The following is a 17058-nucleotide window of genomic DNA, read 5'->3' as shown; positions in this document are numbered from 1 at the left end:
TGGCTCCTGTCACAAAGATTAACCCTTTAACAATAGGGTAGTGGGTGCCGCTGCTGAGGCATATCAAATTGACGGGGCCTGGGGAAATAGACGCTGCCAAGGCAAAGGCTGCCATGGGTAGTAAAAGCGAAATGCACATTGTGATCCTCCTAAACAGTGAGGGGAGTGTGCGATGATGTGACGCTGGGGTATTGTATAAAAATGATATGCGCAAGATTCGGGTCGGCAGGCCGTTAGGGAGCGCTTAAGCTAGGAGAGCTTCGGTATCAGACAGAGGAACCGGCAATGGATGATTATGCGCGTATCGAAAAGGCGATGGTCTACATGGTCGAGCGGGCGGTATTGCAACCCAGTTTGGAAGAGGTTGCGGCTCATGTGCATTTAAGCGCCTACCATTTTCAGCGTCTGTTCTGCCGCTATGCAGGTATCTCGCCCAAGCGCTTTTTGCAGGCCCTCACCCTGGAGCGAGGTAAGCAGTTATTAAAAGAGCCGCGGGCATTACTGGATGTTGCCCATGAGCTTGGGCTGAGCGGTGGCTCTCGGCTTTATGATCACTTTGTGCAGTTAGAAGCGGTGACGCCTGGAGAGCATAAACGTCAAGGGGAGGGCGTCTGTATCGAGTACGGCGTTCATGCAACGCCCTTTGGCAGCGTGCTGGTAGCGGTGACTCCGCGCGGCGTTTGCCGTATGGGCTTTGTGGATGCTACGAGCGCCGATGAACTGCTGGCACGGCTTGCCAAGGAGTGGCCGCGAAGCTCGCTCAATCATCGCCCAGCGGCGACGGCGTATGTGGTTGATGCGCTATTGGCAACTTCTAAAACAAAACCTGGTACGTTATCGCTTCACGTGACCGGTACCAATTTCCAAGTTGCAGTATGGCGAGCACTACTCACCATTCCTGAAGGCCAGCTGGCAAGCTATACACATATTGCTCAAGCGCTGGGCATGCCTAAATCGTCGCGAGCCGTAGGCAATGCGGTGGGGGCTAACCCAATTGCGTTATGGATTCCTTGCCACCGTGTTATCCAGCAAAGCGGGGCGTTAGGTGGCTACCGTTGGGGCATCGCTAAAAAGCAGATGGTGCAGGCCTGGGAGCTGGCGCACTTAACACCTGAAGTGGTGCCGCTCGGTGTATCTAAATAGCCAACAGGAGGTTGTAAATGAACATTACCGCGATACAAGCCGATATCACTACGCTTCATGTTGATGCCATTGTTAACGCGGCTAACACCTCATTGCTGGGTGGCGGAGGTGTAGATGGCGCCATTCACCGTGCGGCCGGACCGGAGCTACTTGACACCTGTCGAACGCTGGGAGGTTGCGCCACTGGCGATGCAAAACTGACCGAAGGCTTTAAACTGCCAGCACGTACTATTATCCATACCGTTGGCCCTGTATGGCACGGCGGAACACGCGGCGAAGCTGAATTATTGGCGTCTTGCTATCAGCGCTGCTTGGCTCTGGCTGAATCGGTAAACGCACGCTCGGTAGCATTTCCGAGCATAAGCACGGGCGTATACCGTTATCCTATTGAAGAAGCTGCACGGATTGCTGTCTCAACGGTGAGCGAGGCTCTAAGGCAGGGTTCTACCGTTGAGGCGGTTACGTTTTGCTGCTTTTCTGCCGGGGATTTAGCGGTGTATGAAGCGTGTCTTGATCAATCTGGACGTTGAAGCGATTTAATGCCCAAATACCGACCAGCCGGTGCGTTGAGCAAACATTTCAAGTGCTTTCGTGCCCAGCAGACTATTGCCATATTCATCCAGGCCTGGTGACCAGACAGCAATGGCGCCTTGGCCTGGGGCGATTGCCAGGATGCCGCCACCGACGCCACTTTTTCCTGGTAGCCCCACCCGAAAAGCAAATTCACCTGAGGCGTCGTAATGCCCGCACATCATCATCAACGAGTTAATACGCCGAGCCCGTTGAGGGGAGACGACGCGAATGTTGCTGGGCTGGTTAACGCCATCAGACGCCAAAAAAAGCCCCGCATGAGCAAGCTGTTGGCAGCTCATGGCAATGGCGCACTGGTGAAAATAGGTGCCCAGAACTTTATCGACATCGTGGCGCAGGCGGCCAAATGCTTTCATAAAGTGGGCAAGCGAGGCGTTGCGGTCGCGGTGCGCCATTTCAGAAGCAGCGACAGTATGGTCAAAGCAGATGCTGTCGTCGTCCGCGATATAGCGCACAAAGCTTAGCAGTTCGGCAAGCGTTTCCTTGGGTTCATGACCCATCATGATGGCGTCAACGACTGCTATCGCTCCGGCATTAATAAATGGATTCCGCGGTTTGCCCCCTTCGTGCTCAAGTTGAACGATAGAGTTAAACGGATCACCCGATGGCTCACGGCCTACATTGGACCAAAGCGCATCGCCCATTTTTCCCAACGCAATCGTCAGCGTAAACACTTTCGAAATACTCTGAATCGAGAAAGGAGTGGTGGCACAACCGGCTGAGTAGCGTGCGCCTTCCACTGTAGCAAGTGAAATGGCAAATTTTTGGGGGTCCGCATGAGCAAGCTCAGGGATATAGTCGGCCACCTTACCACGCTCGGTTTCGGCGGCCATTTCCCTTGCGATCTCATTGAGTAAATCTTGCATTTATAGCCGTTAATTTTGGGTAAAAGAGGGCTGCCAAAATAACCGAAAACGGCGGCAATGTCTGCCAGAAGCCTATCGCTAGTAGGCCAGTGAAGAGCCTTGAGCAGTTAGATGGTTATTCTTTTTTATTGTACGAAATAGTTAAATAAGCAAAAAAACGATAAAGATTCCACTTTTTTAGTTTTACGATGGTAAAAGCATTTTCCGATTTCTTTAATTAGCACTCATAAAATTATTTTGTTTTAACAAAGGTTTGAAAGGCTAAAGATTTAAAGCATTTCGCTTGCGGTGTGTTAAGGGGCATCTAGACTTGGCTCTCATGGGCGATTTAAAAGGAGAGCGCTAATGGCAAAGGAAACCGTCACCGATTCACTGCCCACCGCATCGTTTAGCGAAACAGTATCGTTCTTGTTTAAGGTCATGGCGCCCAATATTGCCAAGGGCGTCATTATTCGCCGCCCAGGCGTTATGCACGTTGCTGAGCGATGGGCACTGGACAAGCGCTCCATTAAACAAGTACAGGCGTTTAATAATAAATATGGAAAGGGCCCGCTACTTTTTAAAACACCGTTCAAACCCATGGCATTGATATTAGACCCGGGTGATGCAACCCGGGTAATAGAGGAGACGCCTGAACCCTTCGCCACGGCTGAATCAGCAAAAAAGAGCGCACTTGCCCATTTTGAACCGGATGTAGCGTTGATCTCAAAGGGTAAGGCCCGCGAAGAGCGGCGGCGGTTAAATGAAGACGTTTTAGAAAGCGGTTGTCCGATGCACCGTTTTTCTGATCACTTTACCCAAGTGGCTGAGCAGGAGGTAAACGCACTCTTAAAGGCCGTTTATCATCATAATAATAAGCTGGATTGGCCCTTGTTTTTTGATGCCTGGAACCGTGTCGTGCGTCGCGTGGTGTTGGGGGATGCTGCTCGGGATGATTACCCGCTCACCCAGGAACTTATTCAACTGCGTAAGGCTGCTAATTGGGGATTCATGCGTCCCAAGCGCAAGCGGTTACGGCAAAAATTTCATAACCGTTTAGCGCACTATGTCGAGCAGGCTGAAACCAATAGCCTGGCGGCGAAAGTGTCCCATTACGCCACCGGGAGCCAAGCAAAACCTGTGGACCAGGTGCCTCAGTGGCTATTTGCGTTTGAGCCTGCCGGTATGGCGACGTTTCGAGCGTTGGCGCTGCTATGCGCCCATCCGGCTCAGGCTGAACGTGCTCAGAGTGAAATTAACCTCTCCCCACCGCCAGACAACCCCTTTTTACAAGCCTGTGTGCTGGAAGCCTTGCGGTTGTGGCCAACAACGCCCCTTATTCTGCGCGAAACAACAGAGCGAACGTGTTGGTCGCAAGGCGAAATGCCTACCAATACCACGCTGCTTATCCATGCGCCCTATTTTCACCGTGATGACCGCACATTGGACATCGCCAACCGCTTTGCGCCCGATATTTGGCTAAACCCGGAACAACTTAGACACTGGCCACTGCTGCCTTTTAGCGGAGGGCCGGGTATTTGTCCCGGAAGAAATATCGTCTTGCTGGTGACCAGTGCGGTACTGGCCGCGCTGATGAACAACCACATGATTACGTTAAACCCGCCCGACAGGCTCACAGAAGATGAGCCCATGCCGGCGTTATTAAGCAACTTCCATCTCTGTTTTCAGGTTAAACAATCAGATGCTTTATCACGCCAGGAGGGCTGAGGGCGCGTAAAGCGCTTGTTTGAATCGCTAAGCCTGCTGGAGCGCCGCTGCAAGGGTGGTCTTCTTTGCCCTTGATGTGCGTTGCATCCTTGTAGAGTGCTCGCTACAGTTCGGCCTTTGCTGGGCTAACTGAACGTATGGAGCATATCGCATGGCCACCTTAATGATTCAAGGCACCACGTCAGATGCAGGTAAGAGCACCGTGGTCGCCGGGCTATGCCGAGTGCTTAAACGTCGAGGCTTTCGTGTGGCTCCTTTCAAGCCTCAAAACATGGCATTGAACAGTGCCGTAACGGAAGATGGCGGAGAAATCGGCCGCTCTACCGCTCTACAAGCACAGGCCGCTGGCGTTGCGCCTCATAGCGATATGAACCCCGTGCTGCTTAAGCCGGAATCGGATCGCGGTGCCCAGGTAATTTTGCGCGGCAAGGTGTACGGCCATATGGGAGCGCTGGATTACCACGCCTTTAAGCAGACTGCTCAGGAAAGTGTGATGGCCGCTTGGCATGCATTGCAGCGCCGTTATGATGTCATTATTGCCGAAGGGGCGGGCAGCCCTGCCGAAATTAATCTGCGAAAGGGCGATATCGCGAATATGGGGTTTGCGGAGTCGGCAGATTGCCCCGTATTACTGGTCGGCGATATTGATCGAGGGGGCGTATTTGCCCAGTTGGTAGGCACGCTTGAGTTGCTCAGTAAAAGCGAGCAGGCGCGTACCAAGGGATTTATTGTCAACCGTTTTCGCGGCGACATTGGCCTACTGAATCCTGGGCTTGAATGGTTGACCCAGCGGACAGGTAAACCTGTGTTCGGCACCTTGCCGTATCTGCAGGGATTATTACTGGATGCTGAGGATAGCGTTGGCCTGACCCACAAAAATACGCAGACAGCGGCTTTGAAAGTCATTGTGCCCGCATTGCCGCGTATCAGTAATCACACTGATTTTGACCCGTTGCGTTTGCACCCCCAGGTAGCGCTGACCTTCGTGGGCCCCGAGCAGCCGATACCCCCCGCCGATGTGATTATTCTACCGGGCAGTAAAAGCACTGCCAGCGACCTGGCTTGGCTAAAGCGCCAAGGCTGGGATAACGCCATTCAGCGTCACCTGCGCTATGGCGGTAAGGTGTTGGGTATTTGCGGTGGTTTTCAGATGCTGGGCGAGTGGGTCGATGACCCCGGCGGGCTAGAAGGGCAGCCAGGGAAAGTAGCCGGATTGGGGCTTTTATCGCTCACCACACGTATGGTACCGGGCAAACAGCTACGTAATGTTAGCGGTGTGTTAGTCGGCGAGACGGCAATGGTCACGGGTTATGAAATTCATAACGGCATTAGCGAAGGCTTCGCCCTGAGCAGGCCGCTATTTGATATTAATGGTCGACCAGAAGGCTCGGTCAGTGATGATGGCCAAATCATCGGCACCTATCTGCATGGACTATTTGACCATCCTGATGCCTGCCATGGGCTGTTAAAACAACTGGGCCTCGCTGACGGCGAGCAAAGCGATTACCAAGCCCATCGAGAGCGTGAACTTGATCGCTTGGCGGATATGCTGGAAGCCCATGTAGATATTGAGGCGGTATTAGCGTTGCTACCTTCCGAAAGTCGCTAGATAGCTTCTTTGCCCCAGTGCTCTAAAAGAAGATCAATAAATAGCTGCGCAGTACTGGATAAGCTGTGCGAGTTGCTGCGCACCAAACCAATCGAGCGCTGAATGCGTGGCTCGGGTAAATCGCGAGAACAGAGCGTGTCGTGATCCGGGCCGGGCATGGTCATACGCGGCAAAATAGCCACACCCAGCCCCGATTCCACCAGCCCTAATGAGGTAGAGAGGTGCTGTACCTCATAAAAGCTGTTGAGGTGGATACCCTCCGCTGAAAGCGCGTTATCCAGCAACGTGCGATTGCCACTATCGCGACTCACAGTAATGAGACGCACATCTTCTAAATCGCTCCACTCAATCTGCTTTTTGCTGGCAAGCGGGTGGTCTGAGCGCAGTGCCAGCACAAAGGGGTCTCGAAGTAGCGGGGTAAAGCGCACCTCAGAGCTTTGCGCGCTGATCATGTTAATGCCGAAATCCGCCTCACCATTAATGACTTTTTCCAGTCCCTCGTTAGCACTGACATCCAGAATTCGGATGCGAATGCCCGGCCAAGCCTCGCTAAACACGCGAATGACACTAGGCAAAAAGTAGAAGGCCGCCGTTGGCAGGCAGGCAATCGTCACCGTGCCTTTTTGGTGCGTGACGAGCTCGCGAATTCCCAAAATCGAGGACTCATACTCCTCTAACATACGTCTGGCACGGGGTAGAAAGTCAGCTCCAATTGGCGTTAGTCGGGTACGTCTCGTGGTTCTCTCAAGTAATTCAACTTCAAGGAGTTCTTCGAGTTTTTGGATGCGCCGAGTAAGCGCTGGCTGCGATAAATGCAAGCGCTGCGCCGCCTCATGAAAGGTGCCTAATTCAGCGACCAAAATGAAGGCCTGGAGGTCGAGAAATTCGAGTCTATGCAGCATAGGATTGTTGCGCTAAAGAGGGTAATTAATAATCAAAACACATTAATGCACAAAACGGATTTATAGCAACCTATATTTGCATTTGAGACATTAAACATTGGCTGACATTCTTCGTTCATACAGTCATCGCGAACTATGGCGGAGCGATATGAACAGCATTCCTTGTGTCATTATGCGGGGCGGCACCTCTAGAGGCCCCTTTATTCGCATGAAAGATCTGCCCAGTGACCAGGCCCAGCAGGCTGATATTCTGCTGAGTTTGATGGGCTCCGGCCATGCGCTACAGATCGATGGTATTGGAGGCGGCGACCCGCTCACCAGCAAAGTGGCCATTGTGGAGCGCTCGTCACACCCTGATGCCGATGTTGACTACCTGTTTGCTCAAGTAGACGTAGTAAACAAGCGCGTCGACTTTAACCCGAACTGCGGCAACATGCTCTCTGCCGTTGGGCCCTATGCCATCGAAACAGGGCTGGTGGAACCCCAAGACGGTACGACCGTAGTGAAGGTGCATAACCTGAACACCCAGCGGTTGATTGAGTGCCATGTATCCACTCCGGGTAAGCAGGTGCAGTACGAAGGTAGCGTTACCATTAGCGGCGTTCCTGGCAGTGCGGCGGGCATCCAGCTCAGATTTTTAGACATCATGGGCAGTAAAACGGGCCAGCTGCTACCCACCGGAAACGCCTGCGATGAGATTGAAGGTGTCGAGGTGAGCTGTATTGATGCGGCCACCCCGATTATGCTGCTGCGCGCTGAGTCGGTCGGGTTAATCGGCCATGAATCGCCTGCCGAATTGGATGATAATGCGCCGTTGTTAACACGTTTAGAAACCCTACGCCGTGAAGCGGGGAGACGAATGGGAATGGGCGATGTTAGCCAGAGCGTGCTGCCCAAGGTGGTACTTATTTCAGCGGCTGAAGCAGCATCCCACACGCTGAATGTGCGCTATTTTGTGCCCCATCGCTGCCATAAAGCAATTGCCGTTACAGGTGCGATGGCCGTGGTGGCAGCGATTAACGTGCCCGGCTCGATTGCCAATCACATGGCCATGAGCACTCATAAGCTTTCCGCTGGGCAACTGCTGTCACAGATTGTTCTGGAGCATCCTTCTGGCTCTATTGAGCTAACGGCCGAATATCGCCAGCAGAATGCGTTTGACCTGGCGCGCGTATCGCTTATTCGAACGGCTCGCAAAATCATGAGCGGGCAAATTTTTTACGCGACCCCTCCAAAGAAAGTGGGGCAACACGTTATCGAAGCCGTTGATTGAATAACGTTACCTTTATAACTGACCGACAATAATCAATAACAGGAGTATCGCCATGGCCACTCTGAAAAACACGCCACTAAAGATGTTCAAGAAAGCGCTACTTGTGGTTGCTTGTTCCACGCTCGGTGCTATCAGTGTGAATGCTCAAGCGGACGATGTGAACGTGCCTGACACCATCCGCTGGACCATTCCCTTTGGTGTGGGCGGAGGAACCGACGTATGGGCGCGCTTCTTCACCACCTGGATGAGCGAGAATATTCAAGGCAACCCTACGTTGGTGATTGACAACGTACCCGGCGGCGGCTCTATCAATGGCAGTAATCTGTTCGCCATGCGGGCGGACTCGGATGGCAGCCAGTGGATAGGTACCTCTGCTTCCACCCAGTACCCCGCCATGTTGCAAGACCGGCGTGTACGTTATAGCTACGACGATTGGACACCGATTCTAGCGACCCCCACAGGCGGCGTGGTCTATGCCCAACCTAGTCTGGGTGATAGCGCCGAGGAGGTGCTGAACGCGGTGACCAACCAGCCCGTTAAGTTTGCCGTGCAAAGCCATACAGGGCTGGAGCTGCCGGTATTGATTGCGCTTGATTTGCTGGGGGCCGATGTACAGGCCGTTTCTGGCATGCGTAGCCGTGGAGAAGGGCGGTTAGCCTTTGAGCGCGGCGAGGCGGATATTGATTTCCAAACCACCTCTGCCTATTTCAGCAGCGTGGAGCCTCTGGTGGAGAGTGGTCGAGCGGTGCCGCTGTTTTCCCTAGGCGTGCTCAATGACAGCGGCGAGATCGTGCGTGACCCTGCCTTCCCTGATTTGCCAACCTTCAATGAAGTTTACGAAACCTTGCATGGTGAAGCGCCTAGCGGCCCTGCTGCCGAGGCGTATCGCAAGTTCTTCGCCTCAGGGTTCACGCTGCAAAAATTGATCCTGCTGCCTAGCGACGCGCCAGCTGATCTCATTCAGGAGTATCGCGAAGCAGCACAGCGTTTTGTGGATACCGAAGCGTTTAAAGATGCAGCGATGGCACAGCTTGGCCCCTACACGCCAGTGGTGGGTGAGGTCGTCAAGCAGCATCTGCAGGAGGCCATGTCACTTGATGATGCCACGAGACAGTGGTTGGTCGAGTGGCTGCTAGAGCAGCACGGTGCCCGTATTTAACACGCCAGTTAACACAAAAAGCACTGCTTAAGCGGTGCTTTTGGGCTCCCTTACACTAAACAACATAAGAGCCATGACAATGATAGATGTCTTATTCTCCAGTTTGGGGCAGTTGTTTACTGTTCCCCATATGCTGTACATGGTTATCGGTGTCCTGATTGGGCTGATTGTGGGCGTCATCCCTGGACTTGGCGGTATTGCTGGTATGTCGCTTCTGTTGCCTTTCCTCTATGGCATGGAGCCTTCTGTCGCCCTGGGTATGCTGATGGGGTTAGTGGCGGTGATCCCCACTGGCGATACGTTTGCCTCTGTACTGCTTGGGATCCCAGGCTCTAGTGCTTCCCAGGCCACCGTGGTGGATGGCTTTGCACTGGCTAAGAAAGGGCAGGCTGCGCGAGCGCTTTCTAGTGCATTTCTGTCGTCAATGATAGGCGGCCTCATCGGTGCGGTGGTGCTGACGGCCTTTATTCTCATCGCCCGGCCTGTTGTGCTGTCATTTTCATCGTCAGAGCTATTTATGTTGACGCTGCTGGGGCTCTCCATGGTGGCGGTTTTGTCTGGTAAGGATGTATTTAAAGGCATTGCCGCCTGCGGCGTTGGCTTACTGGTTGGCACTATCGGCATGGCGCCAGCTACCGGAGAGTTTCGGCTGCCGTTTGAAATTGACTACCTCTATGACGGTTTGCCGTTAGTGGTGGTAGGTTTAGGTATTTTCGCACTGCCTGAAATCATTGATCTATTGGTGAAGCGCGGCGCGATTGCCGAACAACCCTGCCAATTGGGCAAAGGCTGGAAAGAGGGTGTAAAAGATGTGGCTAGGCGGCCTGGGTTAGTGGCCCGCTGCGCAGGGATTGGTAGCTTAATGGGCACGATTCCTGGCTTAGCGGGCTCGGTGGTGGATTGGCTCACCTACGGCCACGCGGTGCAGAGCGCCAAGGATAAATCGCAGTTTGGTAAAGGCGATATTCGTGGTGTGATTGCGCCCGAATCTGCTAACAACGCCTGTGCCTGCGGGGCAATGGTGCCCACGCTGCTGTTTGGTATTCCTGGGTCTGGCACGGCGGCGGTGTTCTTAGGTGGTTTGCTACTGCTGGGCCTTCAGCCCGGGGTTAGTATGCTGGAAACCAATCTTGATCTGACGTACACCATTATTTGGTCGTTAGCTTTAGCGAATATCTTAGGCGCTGCGCTCTGTTTAGGCTTAGCGCGTCCGGTGGCGAGTTTAACGCGAGTGCCGTTCGTGATTTTAGCACCGCTGATTACCATCTTGATTCTCTTTGCGGCCTATCAAGCAACGCGTTCGCTGGGGGATCTCTTTGCTCTCGGCATTATTGGTGCGATTGGCGTGCTGTTCAAGCAGGCGAACTGGTCTCGCCCGGCCTTCTTGATTGGCTTTGTGCTCGCGCCCGGTGCTGAAGCATACTTCTATCAAGCCGCCCAGTTTCAGGGGGCTGAGGCCTTCATGCGGCCTGGCGTACTGATCATTGGCGCTCTGATTGCGGCCTCACTGCTACTTCCGCCGCTACGTCGCTCTTTACGTAACTACCTGCAAAAGCGCCAGGAGTCTGCTACTCATCCGCTTCAAGAAGAGGTGGCTCCGCTGTCGCTGGGCGTGATTGATGTGGCATTGCTGGGCAGTCTGTTAGCCGGTGCCGCGTATATGTGGTGGGCGTTTGCGGATCTTTCCATGCTGGGTGGCATCATGCCCCGGTTGGCGATTGCCATTATCGTGGCAGCCTGCGTGCTGGAAATTGTCAGAACGATCATCAAACCGATGAAGTGGCAAACTCAGACATTAAGTCAGCAGTTGCTTTGGGTCGCCGGTTTCTTCGCGTTGATTGGAGGCGTGATGGTGCTCGGTTTCCTGTTTGCCGCCGCCATATTTTGCCTTGGCTTCTTACTGGTGGTGGCATGTATGAAGCCCATAGCTGCCGTGGGTTTAGCGGCTGGAGTGACGCTCTTCTTAATGGGGATGGCAAATCTGCTGACGCTTACCTATCCCACTGGTATGTTGGCAAGTTTGTAAAACAAGTTCTTTCTAGAGACGAGTACACAAAAGGCCATTCAGTTGGCTTTTTGTGCTGCAAAGTAGCTAGAGCTACGAATCGAACGCATTTAGCCATCAGGGTAATTTCAAGGCGACTACCGCCGCAGATAGAGGGCGATTCAGTGCACGTGCGGGCCGGGTAGCAACCCGGGCCAAAGAATTCGGAATAAATAGCGTCCATCGCGCTGATATCTTTTAAATCAGCCAAATGGATGTCAACACGCACCACATCCGCTAAGCTGCCTTCTTCTTGGTTAAGCATGCGTTCAAGCTCGCGCATCACTAGGCGCGTCTTCCTTGATATCGCCTTTGGCATCGTGGTCGTTAGAAAGGTCGGCAGCGGTTAGACCCGAGATAAACACGTAGTGACATCTATCACCATGTGACTTCCTGTGAAGTCCGGTTTGGCTAGTGTCGGATCGTTGATAAACTGAGGCATTTAACCTCCAGCGGGCAGCAAAAGTGCTCAATTGCGTGACTATTCGTATCCCGATCAGTTTACATGCATTAACGTAGCTAATACGGTTAGCAACAGCTTAAAGAGAGCGTCATGAAGGTAGTTCAGATTAAAGAAGCGGGGCAGCGAGATGCCTGTTTAGCGCAACTGTGCGCTAGCGTTTATGGTCAGCAGGCAGGATTAACCCCGCTGGTGGTGTTTGCCGGTACGCGCAAGGTGCTGTTTACGCAGGAAATAGCCCGTTTGGTGGCGGGTGTAGATGGTGCTGGTAAGCCGTTGGCGCTGGCGCTGTTGGTATTGGATGAGGCGGGCGAAGGCATGACGATTACTCACGCCTGCGAGTTTGAGCAAGGCGCCAAGCAGCGGCTCATCAGCGAATTGGCACTCAAAGCGCCGCTGCGCGTTGAGGTGAATAATGCGGAGCAGGAGGCGGTTTATCAGGCGAGCGGTATCAAGCGCTGGTTTGATGGCGTTGACAGCAAGCGCATTGGCTTAAGCGGCCGCCATCCGGCCAGTAATGCAGGCGAGCTGGCCGCGACCGTTGCGTTGGATGAGGCGCTCATTTTACGACGCTTTAAGCACGACCCAAAAGCATTTGAAAGCGCCAAGCAGGACTTTCTAAACGGCTTGAACCAGTTTCCCGCAACGCTCTGAGCATGCTTATCCTGTGAGCTGGCCGAGGCTACTTTTTGGCCAGCTCGCGCATGGCGCTTTCCAGCCCTTCCAGTGTCATGGGGTACATGCGGTCTTCAATAATTTCACGAATCAACTGCGTGGAATACGTGTACTCCCAAGCGCGAGGTGGCATAGGGTTAAGCCATGCCAAGTGGGGAAAGGTCTCGCAGACACGTTTCAGCCATGTGCCGCCGGGCTCTTCATTAAAATGCTCGACACTGCCACCTCGGTGAGTAATCTCATAAGGTGACATGGCCGCATCGCCTACGATGACTACCTGATAATCCGCGCCGTAAGTGTGGAGCACGTCCATGGTGGGGATGCGCTCGCTGCCGCGTCTTGAATTATGTCGCCAGACCCCTTCGTATAAACAGTTATGAAAGTAGTAGTGTTCAAGATGCTTGAATTCAGATCGGGCAGCCGAAAACAGCTCCTCACAAACGCGAATGTGGTCATCCATGGAGCCGCCTACATCCAGAAACAGCAGCACCTTAACGGCGTTGTGGCGCTCAGGGCGCATCTGAACGTTTAGTAAGCCCCCATCGCGCGCTGTTTCACGAATGGTACTGTCAACATCGAACTCTTCCACAGCACCCTGGCGGGCGAACTTGCGTAGTCGGCGCAGCGCCATTTTGATATTGCGGGTACCCAGCTCCAAAGAGTCGTCATAGTCGCGAAAGCGCCGTTCATCCCATACCTTTGTTGCGCGGCGATGGCGTGAGCCTTCCTGGCCGATACGAATGCCTTCAGGGTTATAGCCATAGGCGCCAAATGGGCTGGTGCCGCCTGTGCCAATCCACTTGTTACCGCCTGCATGGCGCTCTTTTTGCTCCTCCAGGCGTTTTTTAAAGGTGTCGATCAGCGCTTCCAGGCCGCCTAGCGATTCAATGTTGGCTTTCTCTTCATCAGACAGCTGCTTTTCGAATTCCCGGCGCAGCCAGTCATCGGGAATCAACGCCTCAATGGCAGCATCCATGTCTTCAATGCCTTTAAACCAGGCGGCAAACGCACGATCAAAGCGGTCAAAGTGGCGTTCGTCTTTAACCATTACCGTGCGAGCGACTTGGTAAAATGCTTCCATATCGGCAAATACGACGCCACGTTCAACCACCGCGTGCAGGTCCAATAACTCACGCAGCGACACAGGCACGCCCGCACGCTTTAAGGTTTCGAACAGACCAATAAACATGGCTTAACGACCTGTGCCTTTCTGACGGCGTAACATAAACGCCAGGCGTTCAAGCAGCTGCGTATCCTGCTCGTTTTTAACCAGTGCGCCGGCCATGGGCGGCAGCGCCTTGGCTGGGTCGCGGTTGTAGAGCGCTTCCTGGGCAATTTCATCCGCCATTAACAGCTTAAGCCAATCAACCAGTTCAGAGGTTGAAGGCTTCTTCTTAAGGCCGGGTGCATCACGCAGTTCGAAAAATACGTTCAGCGCTTCGCCGACCAGCCGCGGCGCAATATCCGGAAAGTGCACATCCACTATCGCCTGCAGAGTGGCTCGGTCGGGAAATTCAATGTAATGAAAAAAGCAGCGGCGCAGAAATGCATCGGGTAGCTCTTTTTCATTATTGGACGTGATGATAATAATGGGGCGTTGATCGGCTCGGATCGTTTCACCGGTCTCGTAAACATGGAACTCCATGCGATCCAGTTCCTGGAGCAAGTCGTTCGGAAACTCGATATCGGCCTTATCTATCTCGTCGATCAAAAGCACGACACGTTCATCGGCCGTAAAGGCTTCCCACAGTTTGCCGGGCTTTATGTAGTTGGCCACGTTCTCCACGCCTTCGACACCTAGCTGAGAATCGCGTAGCCGGCTAACCGCATCGTACTCATAAAGCCCTTGGGCGGCCTTGGTACTGGATTTAATATGCCAGGTAATCAGCTGAGTGCCCAATGACTCGGCCAGCTCTTCCGCGAGCAGGGTTTTACCGGTGCCAGGCTCGCCCTTAATCAGCAACGGCCGTTCAAGAACAATCGCCGCGTTAACCGCTTGCTTTAGTGCATCAGTGGCAATGTAGGAAGAAGTAGAGTCAAACGCCATGAAGAGTGCCTCGACGGGTCGAAAACGTATTCAAACAAGTGTACGTGAGGGTAGGTGTCGGGGCCAACAGCCAATTCCGATGGCGTTAAATAGAAGCACTAAGATCCAATGGATACGCACGGTACCTTTATGGGGCAAATACGGGGCAAAGCTACGTAAGTACGAACAGGGTTGGTGCACTTTCTTCGCATGAGATATTGGGGTAAAAAAATTATGCACGGGTGTTTTACATATGCTTTTGTATTTTAATGTTTTTTATAACTCTGGCACGTGGTTCGCAGTATGTTAAGTAAGAAGCAAATGAACAGGGTCACTAGCCACATTCGATGCTCTTCCTTCTTTGCTACATCGCCACGGTAATGGCCGTTTTGCGATACACCGTGTGAGCTGGCGTGCTCCACTTGGGTCCCCTTCGGGGGGCTTTTTTTATGTTTGAAGAAAAAGAACTAACATTTTCAACATATAACAAGAATGTCACAAGAAATTTGGAAACACTGTTCGATTGGTATATATTGTACAGGTAAGCCGGTTGGTCGGCACCAATCCCAAGCTAAAATGCATAGAGGGTGAACCTAATGAGCAATATGAAATTAATTTCAGCCGCTGTGGTAACTGCTGGCTTAGCACTGGCAAGCCAGGCTGCCTTAGCGTACAACGCTGGCGATGCATTTGTTCGTGGTGGCGTCGCTCAAACCGATACAGGATCAGGCAATGGTAATATCAATGGAGAGTCACTGAACGTTCAAAGCGAGACAGGCTTCACGTTCGGCGCTGGGTATCTATTTACTGATAAAGTGGGTGTTGAGCTTAATAGTTCTGAAAAGTTTGAACATCAGCTCAATGCGGCATCACAAGACCTGGGAAGCATTGACCGCTTACCCGTAAATCTATTGATAAATTACTACCCCATGGGTGGGCTGGATTCACGTGTTCAGCCGTACGTTGGCGCAGGTCTTAACTACACACGCTTCTCGGGTGGTCCTGACAATATTGACGTACGCAGAAGCTATGGCGCTATCGGCCAAGCCGGTGTGGATTTAGCAGTCACCCAGAACGTGTTACTGAATGGCTACGTAAGCTATGCGGATGTGGATGGCGAGATCAAACGTGACGGCGAGCATATCGGTAAAGTCGATATGGACCCGGTCACCATCGGCGGTGGCGTGACGTTCCGTTTCTAAGGCATAAGCCAGCTTCAAAATATCATCTAACACCCGGCCTTGCGCCGGGTGTTTTTGTTACGGCTTAACAACAGGTTCTGCTACGGGCCTTATGGGGTCAGATTATCGTAACCGTTTTCAGTGACCACTACGTTATCCTCAATACGAATACCACCACAGGACATTAACTGATCCACCAGCGTCCAGTTAATTGGAAGCGATGTGTCACGCAACGGGTTTAGGAGCATCGGAATAAAGTAGAGTCCTGGCTCAACGGTTACCACCATGCCGGGTTTCAAAATACGCGTTAAGCGCAGGGCGGGATGTTCGCTTGGGGCGGGGGCCGCTGAGCCATCAGGGTGACGTAAACCGGCTACGTCATGTACTTGAAGCCCCAAGGAGTGACCTAAACCGTGTGGGCAGAAGGCGCGAGTGACTCCTTCGCTTACCGCTTGCTCGACGGTGCCTTTAAATATGTCATGGGCAACGAGGACGCTTCCCAAGGCTTGGTGCATTTGCTGGTGTAGCTCAACAAAAGAGGTGTCCGGTTCGATGCGACTAATAATGTCATCTTTTAGATGATGTAGCGCCGTTACCAGTTCTTCAAAAATCGCGGGGGCATCAGGCCCTGCGTGGGTGCGGGTGATATCTGCGCAGTAACCTCTAAAGCGTCGCCCGGCATCTACTAACAAGCTGTAGCGCTGGTTGGGGGGTGTTATGTCGTAATGTTGGTAGTGCAGGACGCCTGCATGTCCATTCAAGCCAATAATATTCTGGTAGGGAACGTTAGATTCGCGCTGTCGGCTAGCCGCTAGGTAGGCCAGTTGTATATCGAGCTCGCCTGAAGCGCCAATAAAGGCGGCTTGGGCGGCCTCGTGACCTGCCATTGCAAGGTGATTGGCTTCTCGTAGGCAGGCAACTTCGTAAGGTGTTTTGAACATGCGAAGTTCATCAAGCGCTCGCACAACCTCATCAGGGGCTGTTTCAGCGTTCAGCGCTTGCTGAATATCGGGCGCCGTGCTTGCTATATCGCCGATGACGGCGCTGCGGCCCTCTAAATGAGGCGCGCGTGCGTGGGCACACTGATGTACATCAATGACGGATAGCCAAGGCTCATCGGGTAGCTGAGTAGGCTGATGCCAAAAATCAGCGGGCGCATGCAGATAAAACTGCGGTTTTTTACCAGGCTCAATGACTAGCCAGCTGTGCTGAATGTCCGCAAGGCCTACCCAGTGCATAAAATGGCCATAGGTTTGGAAAGAGGCGGCATGATCGTCAGCAAAATGATGGCTGGCGTGGCCGCTATAAATCACCAGACTGTCAAAGCCGTACTTTGCTAACACCTGCTCATAGGCATGCTGTAAATGAACGATATGATCAAGCTGCAGGTTAAAAAGCGTTGTTGACATGAAAATCTATCCT

At 52.9% G+C, this 17058-nt stretch carries 15 protein-coding genes and 1 pseudogene; 9 read left to right on the top strand and 7 right to left on the bottom strand.

The features are described 5' to 3' along the window. Positions 1-139 (bottom strand): annotated as a pseudogene (locus ACT3TC_RS12930) (LysE family translocator); the annotation flags it as partial. Positions 140-285: 146 nt separating this feature from the next. On the opposite strand from ACT3TC_RS12930, the gene ACT3TC_RS12925 reads away from it, so the two are divergent. Together ACT3TC_RS12925 and ACT3TC_RS12920 are read left to right on the top strand one after the other, a co-directional pair. Then, on the top strand, positions 286-1143 hold the full coding sequence (locus tag ACT3TC_RS12925) for a methylated-DNA--[protein]-cysteine S-methyltransferase (RefSeq protein ID WP_444640303.1): 858 nt from the start codon (positions 286-288) through the stop codon (positions 1141-1143). Between the two features lie 17 nt (positions 1144-1160). Next, the gene (locus ACT3TC_RS12920; RefSeq protein ID WP_444640302.1) at positions 1161-1673 is read left to right on the top strand and encodes an O-acetyl-ADP-ribose deacetylase; all 513 of its coding nucleotides are present in this window, start codon (positions 1161-1163) and stop codon (positions 1671-1673) included. A 6-nt stretch (positions 1674-1679) separates the two neighbouring features. Here the strand turns inward: ACT3TC_RS12920 and ACT3TC_RS12915 are convergent, their stop codons facing one another. After that, positions 1680-2600: a glutaminase gene (locus tag ACT3TC_RS12915; RefSeq protein WP_444640301.1), complete on the bottom strand. Its 921-nt coding sequence runs from the start codon at positions 2598-2600 to the stop codon at positions 1680-1682. Between the two features lie 345 nt (positions 2601-2945). On the opposite strand from ACT3TC_RS12915, the gene ACT3TC_RS12910 reads away from it, so the two are divergent. Then, complete coding sequence (locus ACT3TC_RS12910) at positions 2946-4307, top strand: cytochrome P450 (protein WP_444640300.1); 1362 nt, start codon at positions 2946-2948, stop codon at positions 4305-4307. Positions 4308-4458: 151 nt separating this feature from the next. Continuing rightward, positions 4459-5916, top strand: coding sequence for a cobyric acid synthase (locus tag ACT3TC_RS12905; RefSeq protein WP_444640299.1), 1458 nt, complete (start codon positions 4459-4461; stop codon positions 5914-5916). On the opposite strand, the gene ACT3TC_RS12900 is transcribed toward ACT3TC_RS12905, so the two are convergent. Next, on the bottom strand, positions 5913-6818 hold the full coding sequence (locus ACT3TC_RS12900; RefSeq protein ID WP_139528162.1) for a LysR family transcriptional regulator: 906 nt from the start codon (positions 6816-6818) through the stop codon (positions 5913-5915). The genes ACT3TC_RS12905 and ACT3TC_RS12900 overlap by 4 nt on opposite strands. 148 nt (positions 6819-6966) lie before the next feature. Between ACT3TC_RS12900 and ACT3TC_RS12895 the strand changes: the two genes are divergently transcribed. The 3 genes from ACT3TC_RS12895 to ACT3TC_RS12885 all read left to right on the top strand — a co-directional run bounded on the left by ACT3TC_RS12895 (position 6967) and on the right by ACT3TC_RS12885 (position 11276). Further along, positions 6967-8091, top strand: coding sequence for a 4-oxalomesaconate tautomerase (locus tag ACT3TC_RS12895; RefSeq protein WP_444640298.1), 1125 nt, complete (start codon positions 6967-6969; stop codon positions 8089-8091). Positions 8092-8143: 52 nt separating this feature from the next. After that, entirely contained in the window at positions 8144-9250 is a 1107-nt protein-coding gene (locus tag ACT3TC_RS12890) for a tricarboxylate transporter (protein WP_444640297.1), read from the top strand. Between the two features lie 79 nt (positions 9251-9329). Next, complete coding sequence (locus tag ACT3TC_RS12885) at positions 9330-11276, top strand: tripartite tricarboxylate transporter permease (RefSeq protein WP_444640296.1); 1947 nt, start codon at positions 9330-9332, stop codon at positions 11274-11276. Here the strand turns inward: ACT3TC_RS12885 and ACT3TC_RS12880 are convergent. Next, entirely contained in the window at positions 11242-11577 is a 336-nt protein-coding gene (locus tag ACT3TC_RS12880) for a RidA family protein (RefSeq protein ID WP_444640295.1), read from the bottom strand. The two genes, ACT3TC_RS12885 and ACT3TC_RS12880, sit on opposite strands and share 35 nt — an antisense overlap. Positions 11578-11847: 270 nt before the next feature. On the opposite strand from ACT3TC_RS12880, the gene ACT3TC_RS12875 reads away from it, so the two are divergent. After that, positions 11848-12408, top strand: coding sequence for a hypothetical protein (locus ACT3TC_RS12875; RefSeq protein WP_444640294.1), 561 nt, complete (start codon positions 11848-11850; stop codon positions 12406-12408). A 28-nt stretch (positions 12409-12436) separates the two neighbouring features. On the opposite strand, the gene ACT3TC_RS12870 is transcribed toward ACT3TC_RS12875, so the two are convergent. Together ACT3TC_RS12870 and ACT3TC_RS12865 are read right to left on the bottom strand one after the other, a co-directional pair. Then, positions 12437-13618 (bottom strand): vWA domain-containing protein, encoded by a 1182-nt coding sequence (locus tag ACT3TC_RS12870; protein ID WP_444640293.1) that lies wholly within the window; start codon positions 13616-13618, stop codon positions 12437-12439. A gap of 3 nt (positions 13619-13621) precedes the next feature. Further along, the gene (locus tag ACT3TC_RS12865; RefSeq protein ID WP_172118209.1) at positions 13622-14476 is read right to left on the bottom strand and encodes an AAA family ATPase; all 855 of its coding nucleotides are present in this window, start codon (positions 14474-14476) and stop codon (positions 13622-13624) included. A 575-nt stretch (positions 14477-15051) separates the two neighbouring features. Between ACT3TC_RS12865 and ACT3TC_RS12860 the strand changes: the two genes are divergently transcribed. Beyond that, positions 15052-15657, top strand: coding sequence for an OmpW/AlkL family protein (locus ACT3TC_RS12860; protein ID WP_444640292.1), 606 nt, complete (start codon positions 15052-15054; stop codon positions 15655-15657). An 89-nt stretch (positions 15658-15746) separates the two neighbouring features. Here ACT3TC_RS12860 and pepQ read toward each other — a convergent pair whose 3' ends face one another. After that, the gene (gene pepQ / locus ACT3TC_RS12855; protein WP_444640291.1) at positions 15747-17045 is read right to left on the bottom strand and encodes a Xaa-Pro dipeptidase; all 1299 of its coding nucleotides are present in this window, start codon (positions 17043-17045) and stop codon (positions 15747-15749) included. Positions 17046-17058: the final 13 nt, after the last annotated feature.

The sequence above is a fragment of the Halomonas sp. AOP27-A1-41 genome (assembly GCF_052378605.1).
GTDB lineage: Bacteria > Pseudomonadota > Gammaproteobacteria > Pseudomonadales > Halomonadaceae > Vreelandella > Vreelandella citrativorans.
This window is presented reverse-complemented; position numbering and strand designations above follow the sequence as displayed.

Coding starts and splice junctions, on each gene's coding strand:
- ACT3TC_RS12925 (WP_444640303.1), top strand. CDS start 286: ATGGATGATTATGCGCGTATCGAAAAGGCGATGGTCTACATGGTCGAG.
- ACT3TC_RS12920 (WP_444640302.1), top strand. CDS start 1,161: ATGAACATTACCGCGATACAAGCCGATATCACTACGCTTCATGTTGAT.
- ACT3TC_RS12915 (WP_444640301.1), bottom strand. CDS start 2,600: ATGCAAGATTTACTCAATGAGATCGCAAGGGAAATGGCCGCCGAAACC.
- ACT3TC_RS12910 (WP_444640300.1), top strand. CDS start 2,946: ATGGCAAAGGAAACCGTCACCGATTCACTGCCCACCGCATCGTTTAGC.
- ACT3TC_RS12905 (WP_444640299.1), top strand. CDS start 4,459: ATGGCCACCTTAATGATTCAAGGCACCACGTCAGATGCAGGTAAGAGC.
- ACT3TC_RS12900 (WP_139528162.1), bottom strand. CDS start 6,818: ATGCTGCATAGACTCGAATTTCTCGACCTCCAGGCCTTCATTTTGGTC.
- ACT3TC_RS12895 (WP_444640298.1), top strand. CDS start 6,967: ATGAACAGCATTCCTTGTGTCATTATGCGGGGCGGCACCTCTAGAGGC.
- ACT3TC_RS12890 (WP_444640297.1), top strand. CDS start 8,144: ATGGCCACTCTGAAAAACACGCCACTAAAGATGTTCAAGAAAGCGCTA.
- ACT3TC_RS12885 (WP_444640296.1), top strand. CDS start 9,330: ATGATAGATGTCTTATTCTCCAGTTTGGGGCAGTTGTTTACTGTTCCC.
- ACT3TC_RS12880 (WP_444640295.1), bottom strand. CDS start 11,577: ATGCGCGAGCTTGAACGCATGCTTAACCAAGAAGAAGGCAGCTTAGCG.
- ACT3TC_RS12875 (WP_444640294.1), top strand. CDS start 11,848: ATGAAGGTAGTTCAGATTAAAGAAGCGGGGCAGCGAGATGCCTGTTTA.
- ACT3TC_RS12870 (WP_444640293.1), bottom strand. CDS start 13,618: ATGTTTATTGGTCTGTTCGAAACCTTAAAGCGTGCGGGCGTGCCTGTG.
- ACT3TC_RS12865 (WP_172118209.1), bottom strand. CDS start 14,476: ATGGCGTTTGACTCTACTTCTTCCTACATTGCCACTGATGCACTAAAG.
- ACT3TC_RS12860 (WP_444640292.1), top strand. CDS start 15,052: ATGAGCAATATGAAATTAATTTCAGCCGCTGTGGTAACTGCTGGCTTA.
- pepQ (WP_444640291.1), bottom strand. CDS start 17,045: ATGTCAACAACGCTTTTTAACCTGCAGCTTGATCATATCGTTCATTTA.